The 14,442-nt window shown below is 49.9% G+C and carries 12 protein-coding genes and 2 pseudogenes; 8 read left to right on the top strand and 6 right to left on the bottom strand.

Translation table 11 applies throughout. The features are described 5' to 3' along the window. The first annotated feature begins 7 nt into the window (after positions 1-7). Entirely contained in the window at positions 8-1,693 is a 1,686-nt protein-coding gene (locus tag ACH0VJ_RS17110) for an aspartate:alanine antiporter (RefSeq protein WP_001024853.1), read from the top strand. Between the two features lie 116 nt (positions 1,694-1,809). On the opposite strand, the gene ACH0VJ_RS17105 is transcribed toward ACH0VJ_RS17110, so the two are convergent. Then, positions 1,810-2,430, bottom strand: coding sequence for a TetR/AcrR family transcriptional regulator (locus tag ACH0VJ_RS17105; protein ID WP_000661873.1), 621 nt, complete (start codon positions 2,428-2,430; stop codon positions 1,810-1,812). A gap of 167 nt (positions 2,431-2,597) precedes the next feature. On the opposite strand from ACH0VJ_RS17105, the gene ACH0VJ_RS17100 reads away from it, so the two are divergent. Together ACH0VJ_RS17100 and ACH0VJ_RS17095 are read left to right on the top strand one after the other, a co-directional pair. Further along, positions 2,598-3,809: an MFS transporter gene (locus ACH0VJ_RS17100; protein ID WP_371359481.1), complete on the top strand. Its 1,212-nt coding sequence runs from the start codon at positions 2,598-2,600 to the stop codon at positions 3,807-3,809. Then, the gene (locus ACH0VJ_RS17095; RefSeq protein ID WP_000023548.1) at positions 3,806-4,621 is read left to right on the top strand and encodes a Cof-type HAD-IIB family hydrolase; all 816 of its coding nucleotides are present in this window, start codon (positions 3,806-3,808) and stop codon (positions 4,619-4,621) included. Before ACH0VJ_RS17100 ends, ACH0VJ_RS17095 begins: the two co-directional genes overlap by 4 nt. Positions 4,622-4,674: 53 nt before the next feature. Here ACH0VJ_RS17095 and ACH0VJ_RS17090 read toward each other — a convergent pair whose 3' ends face one another. Beyond that, positions 4,675-5,907 carry an MFS transporter gene (locus ACH0VJ_RS17090; RefSeq protein WP_001181285.1) on the bottom strand — a complete coding sequence of 411 codons (1,233 nt, stop codon included), beginning with the start codon at positions 5,905-5,907 and terminating at the stop codon, positions 4,675-4,677. Between the two features lie 312 nt (positions 5,908-6,219). Between ACH0VJ_RS17090 and ybjG the strand changes: the two genes are divergently transcribed. Continuing rightward, positions 6,220-6,828 (top strand): undecaprenyl-diphosphate phosphatase, encoded by a 609-nt coding sequence (gene ybjG, locus ACH0VJ_RS17085; RefSeq protein ID WP_023181381.1) that lies wholly within the window; start codon positions 6,220-6,222, stop codon positions 6,826-6,828. 71 nt (positions 6,829-6,899) lie between these two features. Further along, positions 6,900-7,658 carry a DNA-binding transcriptional repressor DeoR gene (gene deoR / locus ACH0VJ_RS17080; protein WP_000450104.1) on the top strand — a complete coding sequence of 253 codons (759 nt, stop codon included), beginning with the start codon at positions 6,900-6,902 and terminating at the stop codon, positions 7,656-7,658. 45 nt (positions 7,659-7,703) lie between these two features. Here the strand turns inward: deoR and dacC are convergent, their stop codons facing one another. Then, the gene (gene dacC / locus ACH0VJ_RS17075; protein WP_000195712.1) at positions 7,704-8,906 is read right to left on the bottom strand and encodes a serine-type D-Ala-D-Ala carboxypeptidase; all 1,203 of its coding nucleotides are present in this window, start codon (positions 8,904-8,906) and stop codon (positions 7,704-7,706) included. A gap of 243 nt (positions 8,907-9,149) precedes the next feature. Between dacC and ACH0VJ_RS17070 the strand changes: the two genes are divergently transcribed. Next, positions 9,150-9,776, top strand: a complete 627-nt coding sequence (locus tag ACH0VJ_RS17070) for a glutathione S-transferase family protein (protein ID WP_000631902.1) — start codon at positions 9,150-9,152, stop codon at positions 9,774-9,776. On the opposite strand, the pseudogene ACH0VJ_RS17065 reads toward ACH0VJ_RS17070, so the two are convergent. Together ACH0VJ_RS17065 and ACH0VJ_RS17060 are read right to left on the bottom strand one after the other, a co-directional pair. Next, positions 9,773-10,275 (bottom strand): annotated as a pseudogene (locus ACH0VJ_RS17065) (PQQ-dependent sugar dehydrogenase); the annotation flags it as partial. The gene ACH0VJ_RS17070 and the pseudogene ACH0VJ_RS17065 sit on opposite strands and share 4 nt — an antisense overlap. After that, positions 10,261-10,464: pseudogene (locus tag ACH0VJ_RS17060) on the bottom strand (IS1 family transposase); the annotation flags it as partial. The pseudogenes ACH0VJ_RS17060 and ACH0VJ_RS17065, both read right to left, overlap by 15 nt. Positions 10,465-10,810: 346 nt before the next feature. On the opposite strand from ACH0VJ_RS17060, the gene ACH0VJ_RS17055 reads away from it, so the two are divergent. Together ACH0VJ_RS17055 and ACH0VJ_RS17050 are read left to right on the top strand one after the other, a co-directional pair. Further along, positions 10,811-11,236, top strand: coding sequence for a GntP family permease (locus ACH0VJ_RS17055; RefSeq protein ID WP_000287110.1), 426 nt, complete (start codon positions 10,811-10,813; stop codon positions 11,234-11,236). 264 nt (positions 11,237-11,500) lie between these two features. Continuing rightward, positions 11,501-12,391 (top strand): LysR family transcriptional regulator, encoded by an 891-nt coding sequence (locus ACH0VJ_RS17050; protein WP_000545335.1) that lies wholly within the window; start codon positions 11,501-11,503, stop codon positions 12,389-12,391. Positions 12,392-12,396: 5 nt separating this feature from the next. Here ACH0VJ_RS17050 and ACH0VJ_RS17045 read toward each other — a convergent pair whose 3' ends face one another. Further along, on the bottom strand, positions 12,397-14,082 hold the full coding sequence (locus ACH0VJ_RS17045) for an electron transfer flavoprotein-ubiquinone oxidoreductase (RefSeq protein ID WP_001000306.1): 1,686 nt from the start codon (positions 14,080-14,082) through the stop codon (positions 12,397-12,399). Between the last annotated feature and the right edge of the window lie 360 nt (positions 14,083-14,442).

The raw sequence follows: 14,442 nt of genomic DNA, 5'->3' as shown, positions 1-14,442 counted from the left end.
AGTCTCCGTGAATATAAACGTCGCAGATTTGTTAAATGGGAATTACATCCTGTTATTATTTGTGGTCCTGGCTCTTGGCCTGTGTCTTGGCAAGTTACGTCTGGGTTCAGTCCAACTTGGTAATTCCATTGGCGTTTTAGTGGTCTCTCTATTATTAGGGCAGCAACACTTCAGTATTAACACCGACGCGCTAAATCTGGGATTTATGCTGTTTATTTTTTGTGTCGGCGTCGAGGCTGGCCCCAACTTTTTTTCGATTTTTTTTCGCGACGGTAAAAATTATCTGATGCTTGCCCTGGTCATGGTCGGTAGCGCTCTGCTAATCGCCTTAGGCCTTGGTAAGCTATTCGGCTGGGATATCGGCCTGACGGCCGGTATGCTGGCTGGCTCAATGACCTCCACGCCCGTGCTGGTTGGCGCAGGCGATACCCTGCGACATTCCGGCATCGCCAGCACGCAACTCTCCTCCGCTCTTGATAATCTGAGCCTGGGCTATGCCCTGACCTATCTGATTGGCTTGGTCAGTCTGATCGTGGGCGCGCGCTACTTGCCTAAACTACAGCATCAGGATTTGCAAACCAGCGCCCAGCAAATTGCTCGCGAGCGCGGTCTGGATACCGATGCTAATCGCAAGGTTTATTTGCCGGTTATCCGCGCCTATCGGGTTGGTCCGGAACTGGTGGCCTGGACTGACGGCAAAAACCTGCGCGAGCTGGGTATTTACCGCCAGACAGGCTGCTATATCGAACGTATTCGTCGTAACGGTATTCTGGCGAACCCGGATGGCGATGCGGTGCTGCAAATGGGCGATGAGATTGCGCTGGTCGGCTATCCGGACGCGCACGCCAGGCTCGATCCCAGCTTTCGTAATGGTAAGGAAGTGTTTGATCGCGATCTGCTTGATATGCGCATCGTGACGGAAGAAATTGTGGTGAAAAACCACAATGCGGTCGGTCGCCGCCTCGCTCAGCTCAAGCTGACCGATCATGGCTGCTTCCTTAACCGCGTCATCCGCAGCCAGATCGAAATGCCTATCGACGATAACGTCGTGCTGAATAAAGGCGACGTGTTACAGGTGAGCGGCGACGCCAGACGCGTAAAAACCATCGCCGATCGCATTGGTTTTATTTCGATCCATAGTCAGGTGACGGATCTGCTCGCCTTCTGCGCTTTTTTTATCATCGGGTTAATGATCGGGATGATTACCTTCCAGTTCAGCAATTTTAGTTTCGGCATCGGCAACGCGGCCGGATTGCTGTTCGCCGGGATCATGCTCGGTTTCCTGCGCGCTAACCATCCTACCTTTGGTTATATTCCGCAGGGCGCGCTTAACATGGTGAAAGAATTCGGCTTGATGGTATTTATGGCAGGCGTTGGTTTAAGCGCCGGCAGCGGTATCAGCAACGGTCTGGGCGCGGTCGGCGGACAAATGCTGATCGCCGGGCTTGTCGTCAGCCTGGTACCGGTGGTGATCTGCTTCTTGTTTGGCGCTTATGTGCTGCGCATGAACCGGGCGCTGCTGTTCGGCGCCATGATGGGCGCGCGTACCTGCGCCCCGGCGATGGAAATCATTAGCGATACGGCGCGCAGTAATATTCCAGCGCTGGGTTATGCGGGGACTTACGCCATCGCCAACGTTCTGCTAACGCTGGCGGGGACGCTTATTGTCATCATCTGGCCGGGGTTAGGATAAAACTGAAGTTTGCCTTTAAGTGAAAAAATTTTGCCAATAGGTCGAACTTTTCGTTAAAGCATCAGTCATACCTATTGCCACTGCTTTTCTTTGATGTCCCCATTTTGTGGAGCCCATCAACCCCGCCATTTCGGTTCAAGGTTGGTGGGTTTTTTGTTGCCTGACGCAGAGTGACACGACATTGACTCTCCGGCGATTCGCTTTACCATCTGTAAAATCGCTTCACGCGCCAGCGGCGTTCGATCCGTTACAAAATGCAGCGTCATCCCCTCGATAAACGCATCCAGCGCGCGGGCGGTCTGTGCGTCAAACCACTGCGCCAGCGTATTCTGGCTACGCTGCATCCAGTTTTGCATGACTATTTTTAACGCTGGCTTATCGCTGGCATAGGCATATAACTGATACATTAACGCCATATTATCCGGCGTCGTAACCTGCGAGCCGTAAATCATTTCCGTTATCGCCTGGCACGCCCCCTCCGCATCCGTCACCTGCGCAAAAAAGTCCTGGTATTGACGCGACATGTTCTCGGTGAAAAGTGTAAAAGCTTCACTCAATAACGCATCCATACCGGCAAAATAGTAGGTCATCGAGCCAAGCGGCACCTGAGCGATAGCGGCGATTTTCCGGTGCGTCACAGCATGAACGCCATAGGTCTTTACCGCTTCCAGTGTGGCCTGAATTATTTTTTCCCGTCGCTTAGGATCATTGGCGCGTCTTACGGCATTTTCTTTCATGATGAGTTCCACATCTCATTCAGGATGCAGGCGATAGTAGCCTGCCGCTTACGCTGAAAAAACAGACAGTAAAAACTGTCTGCACAATGAAGTATGACGATGATATGTACAAATGTACACAAGCTTGCTAATGTTTACCTCTCGCTTCTATTTTCTGGCATGACGCTATGACCGTCCTCTCCTCACGTAACGCCTTAAAACGCCGTACCTGGGCGCTGTTTATGTTCTTCTTTTTACCCGGACTGCTGATGGCCTCCTGGGCAACCCGAACGCCTGCTATTCGGGATATTCTTTCCGTCTCTACCGCGGAAATGGGGGCGGTCTTATTCGGGCTTTCTATCGGTTCAATGAGCGGTATTCTTTGTTCCGCCTGGCTGGTGAAACGATTTGGCACCCGGAAGGTTATTCGCACGACGATGACCTGCGCAGTAGGCGGGATGGTTATTCTTAGCATCGCGCTGTGGTGCGCCTCGCCGCTGATTTTTGCCCTTGGATTAGCCGTTTTCGGCGCCAGTTTTGGCGCCGCCGAAGTGGCGATTAATGTCGAAGGCGCGGCGGTCGAACGCGAGCTGAATAAAACCGTTCTGCCGATGATGCATGGTTTTTACAGTTTCGGCACGCTGGCGGGCGCTGGTGTCGGCATGGCGTTAACCGCATTAAGCGTCCCGGCTAACATCCATATCATCCTCGCGGCTGCCGTGGCGATCGCGCCCATTTTCATCGCCATTCGGGCGATCCCTGACGGTACGGGTAAAAACGCATCGGAAGATTCTCACCTTCAGGAAAAAGGATTACCTTTTTATCGGGACATCCAGCTTTTGCTTATTGGCGTGGTGGTGCTGGCAATGGCATTCGCCGAAGGATCTGCGAATGACTGGCTACCGCTACTGATGGTAGACGGACACGGTTTTAGCCCAACCTCCGGCTCTCTGATCTACGCCGGTTTCACGCTTGGTATGACCGTTGGCCGCTTTACCGGCGGCTGGTTTATTGACCGCTATAGCCGGGTGACGGTTGTTCGCGCCAGCGCGTTGATGGGAGCGTTGGGCATTGGCCTGATTATTTTTGTCGATAGCGACTGGGTCGCCGGCGTCTCGGTCATTCTTTGGGGCTTAGGCGCTTCGCTCGGCTTCCCGCTGGCCATTTCCGCCGCCAGCGATACCGGTCCCGACGCGCCGACGCGCGTGAGCGTTGTCGCCACGACCGGCTATCTGGCGTTTTTGGTCGGGCCGCCGCTGTTGGGCTATCTGGGAGAGCATTATGGATTACGCAGCGCCATGATGGTTGTGCTGGCGCTGGTTATTCTGGCGGCGCTGGTGGCGAAGGCCGTCGCCAAACCTGTATCGACTCCGCAACCGGTGATGGAGCATAACGCATGAGTATCAAATTAATCGCCGTCGACATGGACGGCACGTTTCTGAGCGATCAAAAAACCTATAACCGTGACCGGTTTATGGCGCAGTACCAACAAATGAAGCGGCAAGGCATTCGCTTTGTCGTGGCCAGCGGCAACCAGTATTACCAGTTAATCTCCTTCTTTCCGGAAATTGCGCACGAAATCGCTTTTGTCGCGGAAAACGGCGGCTGGGTGGTCAGCGAAGGCGAGGATATTTTTAACGGCGAGCTGACAAAAGCCGACTTCCAGGCGGTTGTCGAACACCTGCTCACACGCGCCGATGTGGAGATCATCGCCTGTGGAAAAAACAGCGCCTACACGCTGAAACGGTACGACGATGCGTTAAAAGCCGTTGCGGCAATGTATTATCATCGTCTGGAGTTTGTGGATAATTTCAACAATATCAGCGATGTTTTTTTCAAATTCGGCCTTAATATTACCGATGAACGGATACCGGAAGTACAGGCGGCGCTGCACGACGCCATTGGCGATATCATGGTCCCCGTTCATACCGGCTATGGCAGTATTGATTTAATAATTCCCGGCGTGCATAAAGCCAACGGCCTGCGTCTGTTACAGCAGCGCTGGGGCATTCATGATAGTGAAGTGGTGGTATTCGGCGACGGCGGCAACGATATTGAGATGCTGCGTCAGGCCGGGTTTAGTTTTGCCATGTCGCACGCCAGCGAAGCGGTCGCGGCGGCGGCGAAATACCGCGCCGGATCGAACAATCAGGAAGGCGTGCTGGATATCATCGACAGCGTATTAAACAACGAGCCGCCGTTCAACGTCTAGCGGATGCCTCTCTACGCCTGATAACAGAAAGCTTATCAGGCGTAGCCGCTCTCTCAGACTGTTTGCGAATTCCCCGTCCGCTTATCTTTTAAGAAGACCAGCATCAGCAGTAGCCAAAGAATACCGTTTGCCAGATTAAACAGGCTAAATAGCCCATTGCCGCCGCTTAACCAGGCGTGTTTACTGACTTCAATGCCAACGGTAAAAATCAGCATTTGTAGCATTCCCATCGCCGCCGAGACCGTTCCTTTACTCATATCGCTGGAGAAGAGCGTCAGACGCACCAGTCCGGCATTCGCCAGCCCAATGCCAAAAGCGTATACGCTTAATCCCGCCGTCATCCATAAATAAGCATGGGATGAAACCACCGTCGCCGCCGCGGCGATGATCAGCCCCGCGACGATAGGCCAGCCGCCCATCACGATCAGCGAGCGAACCGTACGTCGGGAGGTTAAACGCGCCAACACCAGATTACCGGCAATGAGCGCGCCAAAAACGGGCACCTGCAGCAGACCATATTCATAGCTGCTGAGCTGTTCGCCGCTAATGATGATAATCGGCGACTGCGCAATCCAGGCCAACAACGGCAGGCTGACAAATCCCAGCGCTAACGCCCCTGCGACGAACCGCCGGTTTTTTATCACCAGTCGATAATCCCGGCCCAGCGCCTTAAATGACAGCGTTTCGCCCCGCCGCGTGGCGGTCTCCGGCATTGCGCGCTGTAGCCCGAAAAAGGCGATAGCGGCCAGTGCGGCAAATAAAATAAACATCCCCTCCCACGGCAGAACATGCACCCATGCCGCCCCAACCAGTGGTCCCAGTAGCGGCGCGATTAACGCCACGTTCGCCATCAGCGCGGTAATTTTTATACACACCGCCTCCTCAAAGGACTCCTGAATCGCGGCATACCCTACAGCGCCGATAAAACACAGGCTAATCCCTTGCAAAAAACGCAGGAAGGTAAATTGTTCGATGTTTTTCGCCAGTAACGTCGCCAGGCAGGTGACAATAAACCACACGACGCCCGCCAGCATCACGGGACGACGGCCAATCCGGTCAGACAACGGGCCAAGCAGCCACTGTAAGAACATACCGCCCGCCAGATAAGCGGTCATGGACGTCGGAACCCAGTCCAGGCCCGCCTGATACTGCTCAACCACCGCCAGCATACCCGGCTGGATCATGTCGTTGCCAATATAAGTAGAAAATTCGTACAGCACCAGACAGAGAGGAAAAAGTAGCGCCTGACGTCCCAGCCTGCCGCCTGATTGTAAACGATTCTGCATACCATCTCTTCGCCAATAAAAACCGCGCAGAGTGTAATGAAAGTCGGGGAACTGAGATAGCGAATTATGAGGCTGCAAGGGAAATAGCGCACATTTTTACAGAAAGCCGCTTAGCGCTTGCGTACTTTAAGGTTAATTTAAGTTTGCGCCGTTATCATCGACATTATTTTATGCCATTGTCTTAAATCTCTTCATGTTGCCGCCAAATAAGACAATACTGCTTTTCCTCCCTGTTACGCTGCATTTATGCTCAGTTTGCACGGGGATGAGCTGGCTATCCCTTTTGATTTCATTGCTCCGAGCCTGGATGTTATGCTGGAAAACCTTAACAACTCGCTGTTTTATTTTATTAACGCCACGCCTGATTCCGCGCAGTGGACAATTTCGCTCGCTATCTTTATCGCCAAAGATGTCATCAACATTGTCCCGCTCTTAGCCGTGGTACTCTGGCTGTGGGGTCCCCGCGATCGGGTCTGCGCTCAGCGCCAGCTGATCGTTAAAATCGGCATCGCGCTGATTATCAGTCTGGCGGTCTCCTGGACAATGGGACACCTTTTCCCGCACGACCGTCCGTTTGTCGATCATATCGGCTATAACTTCCTGCATCATGCCGCCGATGACTCGTTCCCCAGCGATCACGGTACGGTGATTTTTACCTTTGCGCTGGCGTTTTTGTTCTGGCACCGCCTCTGGTCAGGCATCGTGATGATGGCGATAGCCATGACCATCGCCTGGTCGCGCGTCTATCTCGGCGTACACTGGCCGTTAGATATGATTGGCGCGCTGCTGGTAGCGATGCTTGGCTGCCTGAGCGCACAGCTGATCTGGCAATGGTACGGCGCGCCGCTCTACCAGGCGCTGCAACGTTGTTACCGTTTCTGTTTCGCATTGCCCATTCGAAAAGGCTGGGTACGTGACTAAATAGCGAAAAAAAGAGTAATATTAAGCGCTCTGTATGGTGCGGAGCGCTTATTTAACTCTCCAGGGGAACTATGGAAACGCGACGCGACGAGCGTATTGGTCAATTGCTGCAGGCCTTAAAACGCAGCGATAAACTTCATCTTAAAGAAGCCGCGACCCTGTTGGGCGTCTCTGAAATGACCATTCGTCGCGACCTGAACCATAAAAGCGCGCCTGTCGTATTGCTGGGCGGCTATATCGTACTGGAGCCCCGCAGCGCCAGCCATTATCTGTTAAGCGATCAAAAATCTCGTCTGGTGGAAGAAAAACGCCGAGCCGCTCAGTTGGCTGCGGGCCTGGTACAAGCGCATCAGACGGTATTTATTGACTGTGGCACCACCACGCCGTGGATCATTGAAGCCATTGATAATGACCTTCCCTTTACGGCGGTGTGCTATTCACTTAATACCTTTCTGGCGCTGCAGGACAAACCCCATTGCCGCGCCATCCTCAGCGGCGGGGAGTTTCACGCCAGCAACGCCATTTTCAAACCGCTTGATTTCCATGAAACGTTAAACAATATTTGTCCGGATATCGCGTTTTATTCCGCCGCCGGCGTTCATACCAGTAAAGGCGCTACCTGCTTTAATCTGGAAGAGCTGCCGGTAAAACATTGGGCAATGACAATGGCACAGCGCCATGTACTGGTGGTGGATCACAGTAAATTCGGCAAGGTACGTCCGGCGCGGATGGGGGAATTATCACGCTTTGATACGATTATCAGCGACCGCCGTCCCGACGAGGCCTTTGTGGCCTACGCTAAAGCGCAACAAATTACTCTGATGTATTAACCGCAGGTTTGCCGGATGCGACGCGCACCCGGCAATGGGGTTATTTTACGAGAACCAACTGCCAAACCACTGATGGAGTTTCATCAGCACAAAATCCCACATCCGGCTGAAAAATCCCCCCTCCTCGACGTTTTCCATCACCATTAACGGGCGTTGCTCAATGGATTTTCCGTTAAGCTGGAAATCGATGGTGCCGACAACCTGCCCTTTCTTCAACGGCGCCGTGAGCTGTGGTTCGTTCAACGTAAAGCTGGCCTTCAGGTTTTTAAGCTGCCCACGCGGAATCGTCACAGACCCCGCATCGCCCGCCCCCAAATTGACCTCACGCTTATCGCCAAACCAGACCCGTTGCGTCACGAATGTCGCGTCAGGTTTAATCGGCGTGACCGTTTCAAAGAAGCGGAAACCCCAGGTCAGCAGTTTTTCTGACTCATTAAAACGAATACGGTCCGTTTTCGCCCCCAGCACGACAGAGATCAGGCGCATATCGCCCTGAGTGGCGGAGGCGACAAGGTTATACCCAGCGCCAGCCGTTGTCCCCGTTTTCATGCCGTCGACATGCAGATTGGTGCTCCACAACAGGCGGTTGCGGTTCGGTTGACGAATATTATTAAAAGTAAATTCTTTTTCTTTATGAATGGCGTATTCGTCAGGCACATCGTGAATCAAGGCCTTGCCGAGCAACGCCATATCGCGAGCGGTACTGAACTGCCCTGGCGCATCAAGACCGTGTACCGTCTGGAAGGTTGTATTGGTTAACCCCAGTCGTTTCGCATAGGCGTTCATCAGGCCGATAAAGGACTCCTGGCTTCCGGCGACGTAGTCGGCAAGCGCGATACAGGCATCGTTACCTGACTGAATGATGATGCCTTTATTAAGATCCGCAACCGACACCTGATCGCCTGGCTTCAGAAACATCACCGACGACCCACGTAGCGCCGGGTTCCCCGTCGCCCAGGCATCTTTGCCCACCGTCACCATATCGGTCAGCTTGATTTTCCCTGCCTTCAGCGCCTGGCCCACCACGTAGCTGGTCATAATTTTTGTCAAACTGGCAGGGTCGAGTTTCTCATCGGCGTTGCCTTCCGCCAGTACTTTACCGCTGGCGTAATCCATTAAGATCCAGGCTCGCGCATCAACGCCCGGCGGCGCGATCGTTTGTTCCTCTGCCTTTACAGGCGAAGCGAAAAGGAATAAGAGAACCGAACCTGCCGCGAGGCTACGAAGGGAAGAAGCGTATTGCGTCATAGTACCACCCGAGTATCCATTCCAAAAACACACGTCACACCACCGTGTAATAAGTGCGGTGAGTAATAACGCACTCACGACGTTAAAGAAACCGTAACTTGGTAAAGTTTTTAAAGTTTATGCAATAACATCCCGTTACGCTTCCTTCATAACGATTTTTTTACAGACCATTGTGTAAATGTTAGGTTTATCTCACGGTAGGCCGATTACTGTCATCATCCTGATAAAACAGAAGGGGTTAATATGATTACGCTGTGGGGCCGGAACAACTCGACTAATGTTAAAAAAGTGTTGTGGACGCTTGAAGAGCTGGAACTGCCATACGATCAAATTCTGGCAGGTGGAAAATTCGGCGTTAACCAAGATGCCGACTATCTGGCGATGAATCCTAATGGGCTGGTGCCGCTGCTTAAAGATGATGAAACCGACCTGTTATTGTGGGAATCCAATGCCATTGTCCGCTATCTGGCGGCGCAATACGGCCAGAACCGGCTATGGGTTGATAATCCGGCGCGGCGTGCGGAGGGCGAAAAATGGATGGACTGGGCGAATCAAACGTTAAGCCCGGCGCACCGCGTGATCCTGATGGGACTGGTCAGAACCCCGCCGGAAAAACGCGACCAGGCGGCAATTGAAGCCGGTATCGAAAAGTGTGATGGCCTGTTTGCGCTGCTTGATGACGCTCTGGCCCACCAGCCGTGGTTCTCCGGAGACAACTTCGGCACCGGCGATATCGCCATTGCGCCTTTCGTCTATAACCTGTTGAACGTGGGTCTGAAGTGGACGCCGCGCCCGAATCTGGAACGCTGGTATCAACAGCTTACCGAGCGCCCTGCTTTTCGCAAAGTGGTGATGATCCCAGTCACCTAACGCGTAGCCGCGGCCTCAAGTGAAGGACTTACCTTGAGTAACTGCCCGTCGGACTCATCGGTTAACACATATAAGTAGCCGTCAGGTCCGACACGCACATCGTAGATACGTTGCTTTCTGTCACTCAAAATACAGTCTTCTTCCGTCACCGTATTGCCATTGACGCGCATCACAATAACCTCTTTATCTTTTAGCGCGCCGATAAACAGTTTATGCCGTCACGGCACAAAAACGTCGCTGATATAAAGGCCATCCCGCTAATTGCCGGAGAATCCTTCCAGTAGTAAACCGACTGCTCCGTTCCTTCGACAATTTCACCTTTGGTTTCCGGCACTTTCAGACCACTATAGTTGACGCCCCATGTGGCCAGCGGCCAGCCATAATTTTTGCCTTTTTTCGGTATGTTAATTTCATCGCCGCCGCGCAGACCGTGTTCATGCAGCCATAGCGCGCCGCTCCAGGGATTGACTGCCAGTCCCTGCGGATTACGAATACCGGCATTGTACATGGCAAGATCAACAACCTGCTCTTTCATGCCGGGCTGACAGGCGCGGTATTCATAGTCGACCTGAAAGCTGCGGCAACATGCCTGACAGCGGTAATGCTGGTGCCCTGCACTCCCCGGACCATACTTTTTAACGGATGCCGTTTGCGCGCAAAACGGGCATTTCACATCGACTTTAACCATCATAAATCCTGCGATAAAAGTCGGTATTCGAAACGATAATCACCGATTGAATACATGATCGTTTTCTGGGGATTTCACTGCATGTCATGATGGTTTACTCCTGCGATGAATAAGAGAACGGCGTTTAACCGTAAAATCAACATGCAGCGGGTCGAGAATAAAGATTATTAACGGAGTGATACCGACTTGAATCCGCCGAGTACTTTTTAGAGTATGTTCCATTCTTCGCGCCGGAATCCCTGAGTTATAGCCTGTCTGATCTAAAATGGAGATCAGAAAAATATGACACAAGCTGTTGCATAACATGGATAAAATGGGTAGTCATGCAAGCGAGATAAGACAATGAATGTATTCATTACTGATGCTGGTCGCTTATCGTGGTTACAGTGTGATCCTTTTTGCTCCGCTGGTAGCACTTGGCGCAGTTCTGTTCACCCGTCCAGTGACGGTCGCCCCGGTTTTCAGTGATATATTTATGGATAAGTTGATCGGTTTTGTAAAACTTTATTTTCCTGTCTTTCTGCTGGGTGCAGTATTTGGCAAGCTGATTGAATTTGCTGGTTTTTACTACTCAATTGTCAGTGCTGTGACCTGTATGGTGGGCCAGAACAAAGCCATGCCGATGATTATTCTTGTATGCGCTTTATTGACCTATGGAGGCGTATCATTGTTTGTGGTGGCGTTTGCCAATCTGTTCTTTACTTGGCTGATTCCACATATTTACGGTGATCAGTTTATGATAAATCTGCCGGGGCTGAAAAAACCGCTGTAAACGGGTTAACCTGATGACCACGGGGAGCAGGTATTAGCATCTACGTTACAACGGTTCCGACAATATGTCTGACCTGACCCCCTGTCAGCGGTCACCAGCGTCCTACCAGATCCGCCCCGGATCATGGTAGGGCGGTGACACCGTCAGCCTACATTTTGTAGTTATCTCGACGTGACAGGAATTCGGATAGGCCGAAATACTCAGTCTGACTGAGCCTATAAAAAAGCAGCACACTGTATTATACGTTAATTATGAGCCACAACGATGCACTTTGATATAAAAGATTTAAAATTATTCCTTGCTATCAGTGAAGAAGGGAGCTTAACACGTGGAGCGGAAAAAACTTACATGTCTGCCGCATCTGGTAGCGTGCGTATACGTAATCTTGAACAGAGTATCAATCTGAGATTGCTGTATCGTAGTAGCAAGGGGATAACGTTATCCTCTGCTGGTGAAACATTTAAACACCACGCCAGCCTTATTGTGAATCAAATGGAAATGTTACGTAGCGATATGCAGGAGCATGTTAAAGGCATCAAAGGACATGTCAGAATATTTTCCAGTATAACTGCTATTGCAGAGTATCTCCCCCCATTGTTGAGCCATTTCCTTACACTATATAACGATGTGAATATTGATCTCAGGGAGTATCCAAGTCCGGAAATTGTACGTTCTGTTATTGAGGGGAAAACTGATCTCGGAATTGTTGCTGGTAATATTACAACAGATAACCTTGAAATACTGCCGTTCCGTACTGATAGGCTAGTGCTTATCACCGCGACAGACCATCCCTTTGCTGACAGAAAAAGCGTGACCTTTCATGAATTAATTCAATATGAACAAATCAGCCTGCCTGAAGGGACAGGAATGTTTGAATTTATCCGAAAAAAGGCAGAACTAGTACCATCTAAACTGAAAATTAGAATACAGGTCGGCAACTTTGAAACATTTTGCCGTATGGTTGAAGCAAAAGTGGGCATTGGTATAATGCCTCACTCTGCTGCATCCCGTTTGCGTCAGTTGCATGAATTTTCGATTATTGATCTTGATGAATTTTGGTCATTAAGAAAATTACAAATCTGCGCCAGAAGCTTTGACAAATTACCCGGCTTCACACAAAAACTGGTTACTATGCTCACAGCTCAGACTGAGTGATAGCGTTACATCCCTGTATAATTTGGTCCGTTGCCACCTTCAGGCGTAGTCCAGGTTATATTTTGTTTAGGATCTTTAATGTCACAAACTTTACAGTGAATACAGTTCTGTGAATTTATTTGCAGACGCATATTTTGTGTTTCACTATCCTGTAAAAATTCATATACTCCGGCAGGGCAATATCGTTCTTCGGGGCCACCATAAATATCCAGATTAATGGATATAGGGATATTCTGATCACTGATTTTCAAATGTACTGGCTGGTCGTCATCATGCCAGGTGTTACTGAGATAGACGGATGACAAAATATCAAACGTCAGTTTACCGTCAGGTTTGTCGTACAGTTTTTTCTGGCTTTTGTTGGCCGGTTGCAGAGTGATATTGTCCGGTCGGTTATTTTTTACACGCCAGGGGATTTTTTTTATACCCATTCGGGGAAGCAGCCAATGCTCAATGCCAGTCATGATAAAACCTATCACACGCCCTTTTTTAAACCAGGGTTTGAAATTACTACCATTTTCCAGTTCCTGCCAAAGCCAGCTCTGTCGCAGTAATGTTTGATATTCTGTCAGTATGTCGTTTTTCCTGTTGTCCAGCAAAGCATTAAATATAGCGTCAGCCGCTATCATGCCACTTTTGATAGCTGTATGGATGCCCTTGATTCTACTTGCATTGAGCGTACCGGCATTACAACCAATCAGCAGACCACCAGGTAAACAGGGATCAGGCATAGACGCAATCCCGCCGTTATTGATTGCTCTTGCGCCATAACCAATACGCTTACCCCGGTCAATGTATTTGCGTATAGAAGGGTGTGTTTTCAGGCGCTGCATTTCCTGAAAAGGGCTTAACCAGGGATTTGAATAATCAAGTCCCACAACCAAACCTAGTGCAATTTTATTATCATTAAGATGATAGAGAAACCCACCCCCGAACGACTCTTTATCCAGAGGCCAACCTGTGGTGTGAATTACAAGCCCCGGATGGGACTGGTCTGATGGAACCTCCCACAACTCTTTTATGCCTATGCTAAAACTCTGGGGTGCTTTGCCTGTATCAAGATGAAATTTTTTGATCAGTTCTTTAGCCAGACTACCGCGGGCCCCTTCGGCAAAAATTGTATATTTTGCCAGAATTTCTATTCCACTCTGGAACCCCTCTTTCTTGCTGCCATCCCGATGACGTCCCATATCACCAGTTACTACACCGATAATGTTAGTATCCTGATCATACAGTATCTCAGTTGCCGAAAAGCCTGCATAAATATCCACGCCTGACGTTTCTGCCTGACCGGCGAGCCATTTAATGAGATTACCGAGGCTTACGATAAAGTTTCCATGGTTGCGAAAATTATCAGGAATCAATGCATCCGGCAAATTAATACATTTTTCATTCGTCAGTAACAGTAATTTATCCTGAGTAACAGGCTGTTTAATGGGTGCGCCTCTTTCCTGCCAATCAGGAATTAGTTCATTCAGCGCTCGGGGATCCATGACTGCCCCACTGAGAATATGAGAACCAGGCTCAGCTCCTTTATCAAGGACGATAATGGACAGTTCTTTTCCTGCGTCATTTGCCTGTAATTTAAGTTTAAGAGCTGCAGATAATCCGGCGGGTCCTGCTCCCACAATAAGAACATCACATTCTATTGTCTCACGTGATTGCTGGGTATTAGAAAGTGTATCGTTCATTATTAACTCCTTAATTTTTCAGCACCGTAGGAACAGCTATATTATGTAAATAAAATTGCATTCATATTGTAACCAATGAAATAAATATCATAGTGATAAAACAGATGAAATGGTATAGGAATGTTCAACCTTAGAAAAAGGTGCCTATAAGACTATATAGCCAGTTATCAACTATTAAAAAAATGTCGGTGATGATGAAGCATTCCATAACATTTATATTTAGCTTTCTCCCTCAGATGAAAAATAATATACACAAATCATTTTTAAGCCGTTCATCATAATTGCAGGAAAAGTCCCTATTTTCTTGGCATTCTATTATAGTTACCCGCGAGAAATAATCAGCCAACTGTCGGGTACAGA

The sequence above is a fragment of the Salmonella sp. 2020_1459 genome, from assembly GCF_043847915.1.
GTDB classification, from domain to species: Bacteria; Pseudomonadota; Gammaproteobacteria; order Enterobacterales; family Enterobacteriaceae; genus Salmonella; species Salmonella enterica.
The sequence above is the reverse complement of the archived record's forward strand: the minus strand, read 5'-3'. Positions and strand labels throughout refer to the sequence as shown.

Excerpts from the sequence above, each read along its gene's own strand:
- ACH0VJ_RS17105 (WP_000661873.1), bottom strand. The coding sequence starts at position 2,430 with ATGAAAGAAAATGCCGTAAGACGCGCCAATGATCCTAAGCGACGGGAA.
- ACH0VJ_RS17100 (WP_371359481.1), top strand. The coding sequence starts at position 2,598 with ATGACCGTCCTCTCCTCACGTAACGCCTTAAAACGCCGTACCTGGGCG.
- ACH0VJ_RS17095 (WP_000023548.1), top strand. The coding sequence starts at position 3,806 with ATGAGTATCAAATTAATCGCCGTCGACATGGACGGCACGTTTCTGAGC.
- ACH0VJ_RS17090 (WP_001181285.1), bottom strand. The coding sequence starts at position 5,907 with ATGCAGAATCGTTTACAATCAGGCGGCAGGCTGGGACGTCAGGCGCTA.
- ybjG (WP_023181381.1), top strand. The coding sequence starts at position 6,220 with ATGCTGGAAAACCTTAACAACTCGCTGTTTTATTTTATTAACGCCACG.
- deoR (WP_000450104.1), top strand. The coding sequence starts at position 6,900 with ATGGAAACGCGACGCGACGAGCGTATTGGTCAATTGCTGCAGGCCTTA.
- dacC (WP_000195712.1), bottom strand. The coding sequence starts at position 8,906 with ATGACGCAATACGCTTCTTCCCTTCGTAGCCTCGCGGCAGGTTCGGTT.
- ACH0VJ_RS17070 (WP_000631902.1), top strand. The coding sequence starts at position 9,150 with ATGATTACGCTGTGGGGCCGGAACAACTCGACTAATGTTAAAAAAGTG.
- ACH0VJ_RS17055 (WP_000287110.1), top strand. The coding sequence starts at position 10,811 with ATGTATTCATTACTGATGCTGGTCGCTTATCGTGGTTACAGTGTGATC.
- ACH0VJ_RS17050 (WP_000545335.1), top strand. The coding sequence starts at position 11,501 with ATGCACTTTGATATAAAAGATTTAAAATTATTCCTTGCTATCAGTGAA.
- ACH0VJ_RS17045 (WP_001000306.1), bottom strand. The coding sequence starts at position 14,082 with ATGAACGATACACTTTCTAATACCCAGCAATCACGTGAGACAATAGAA.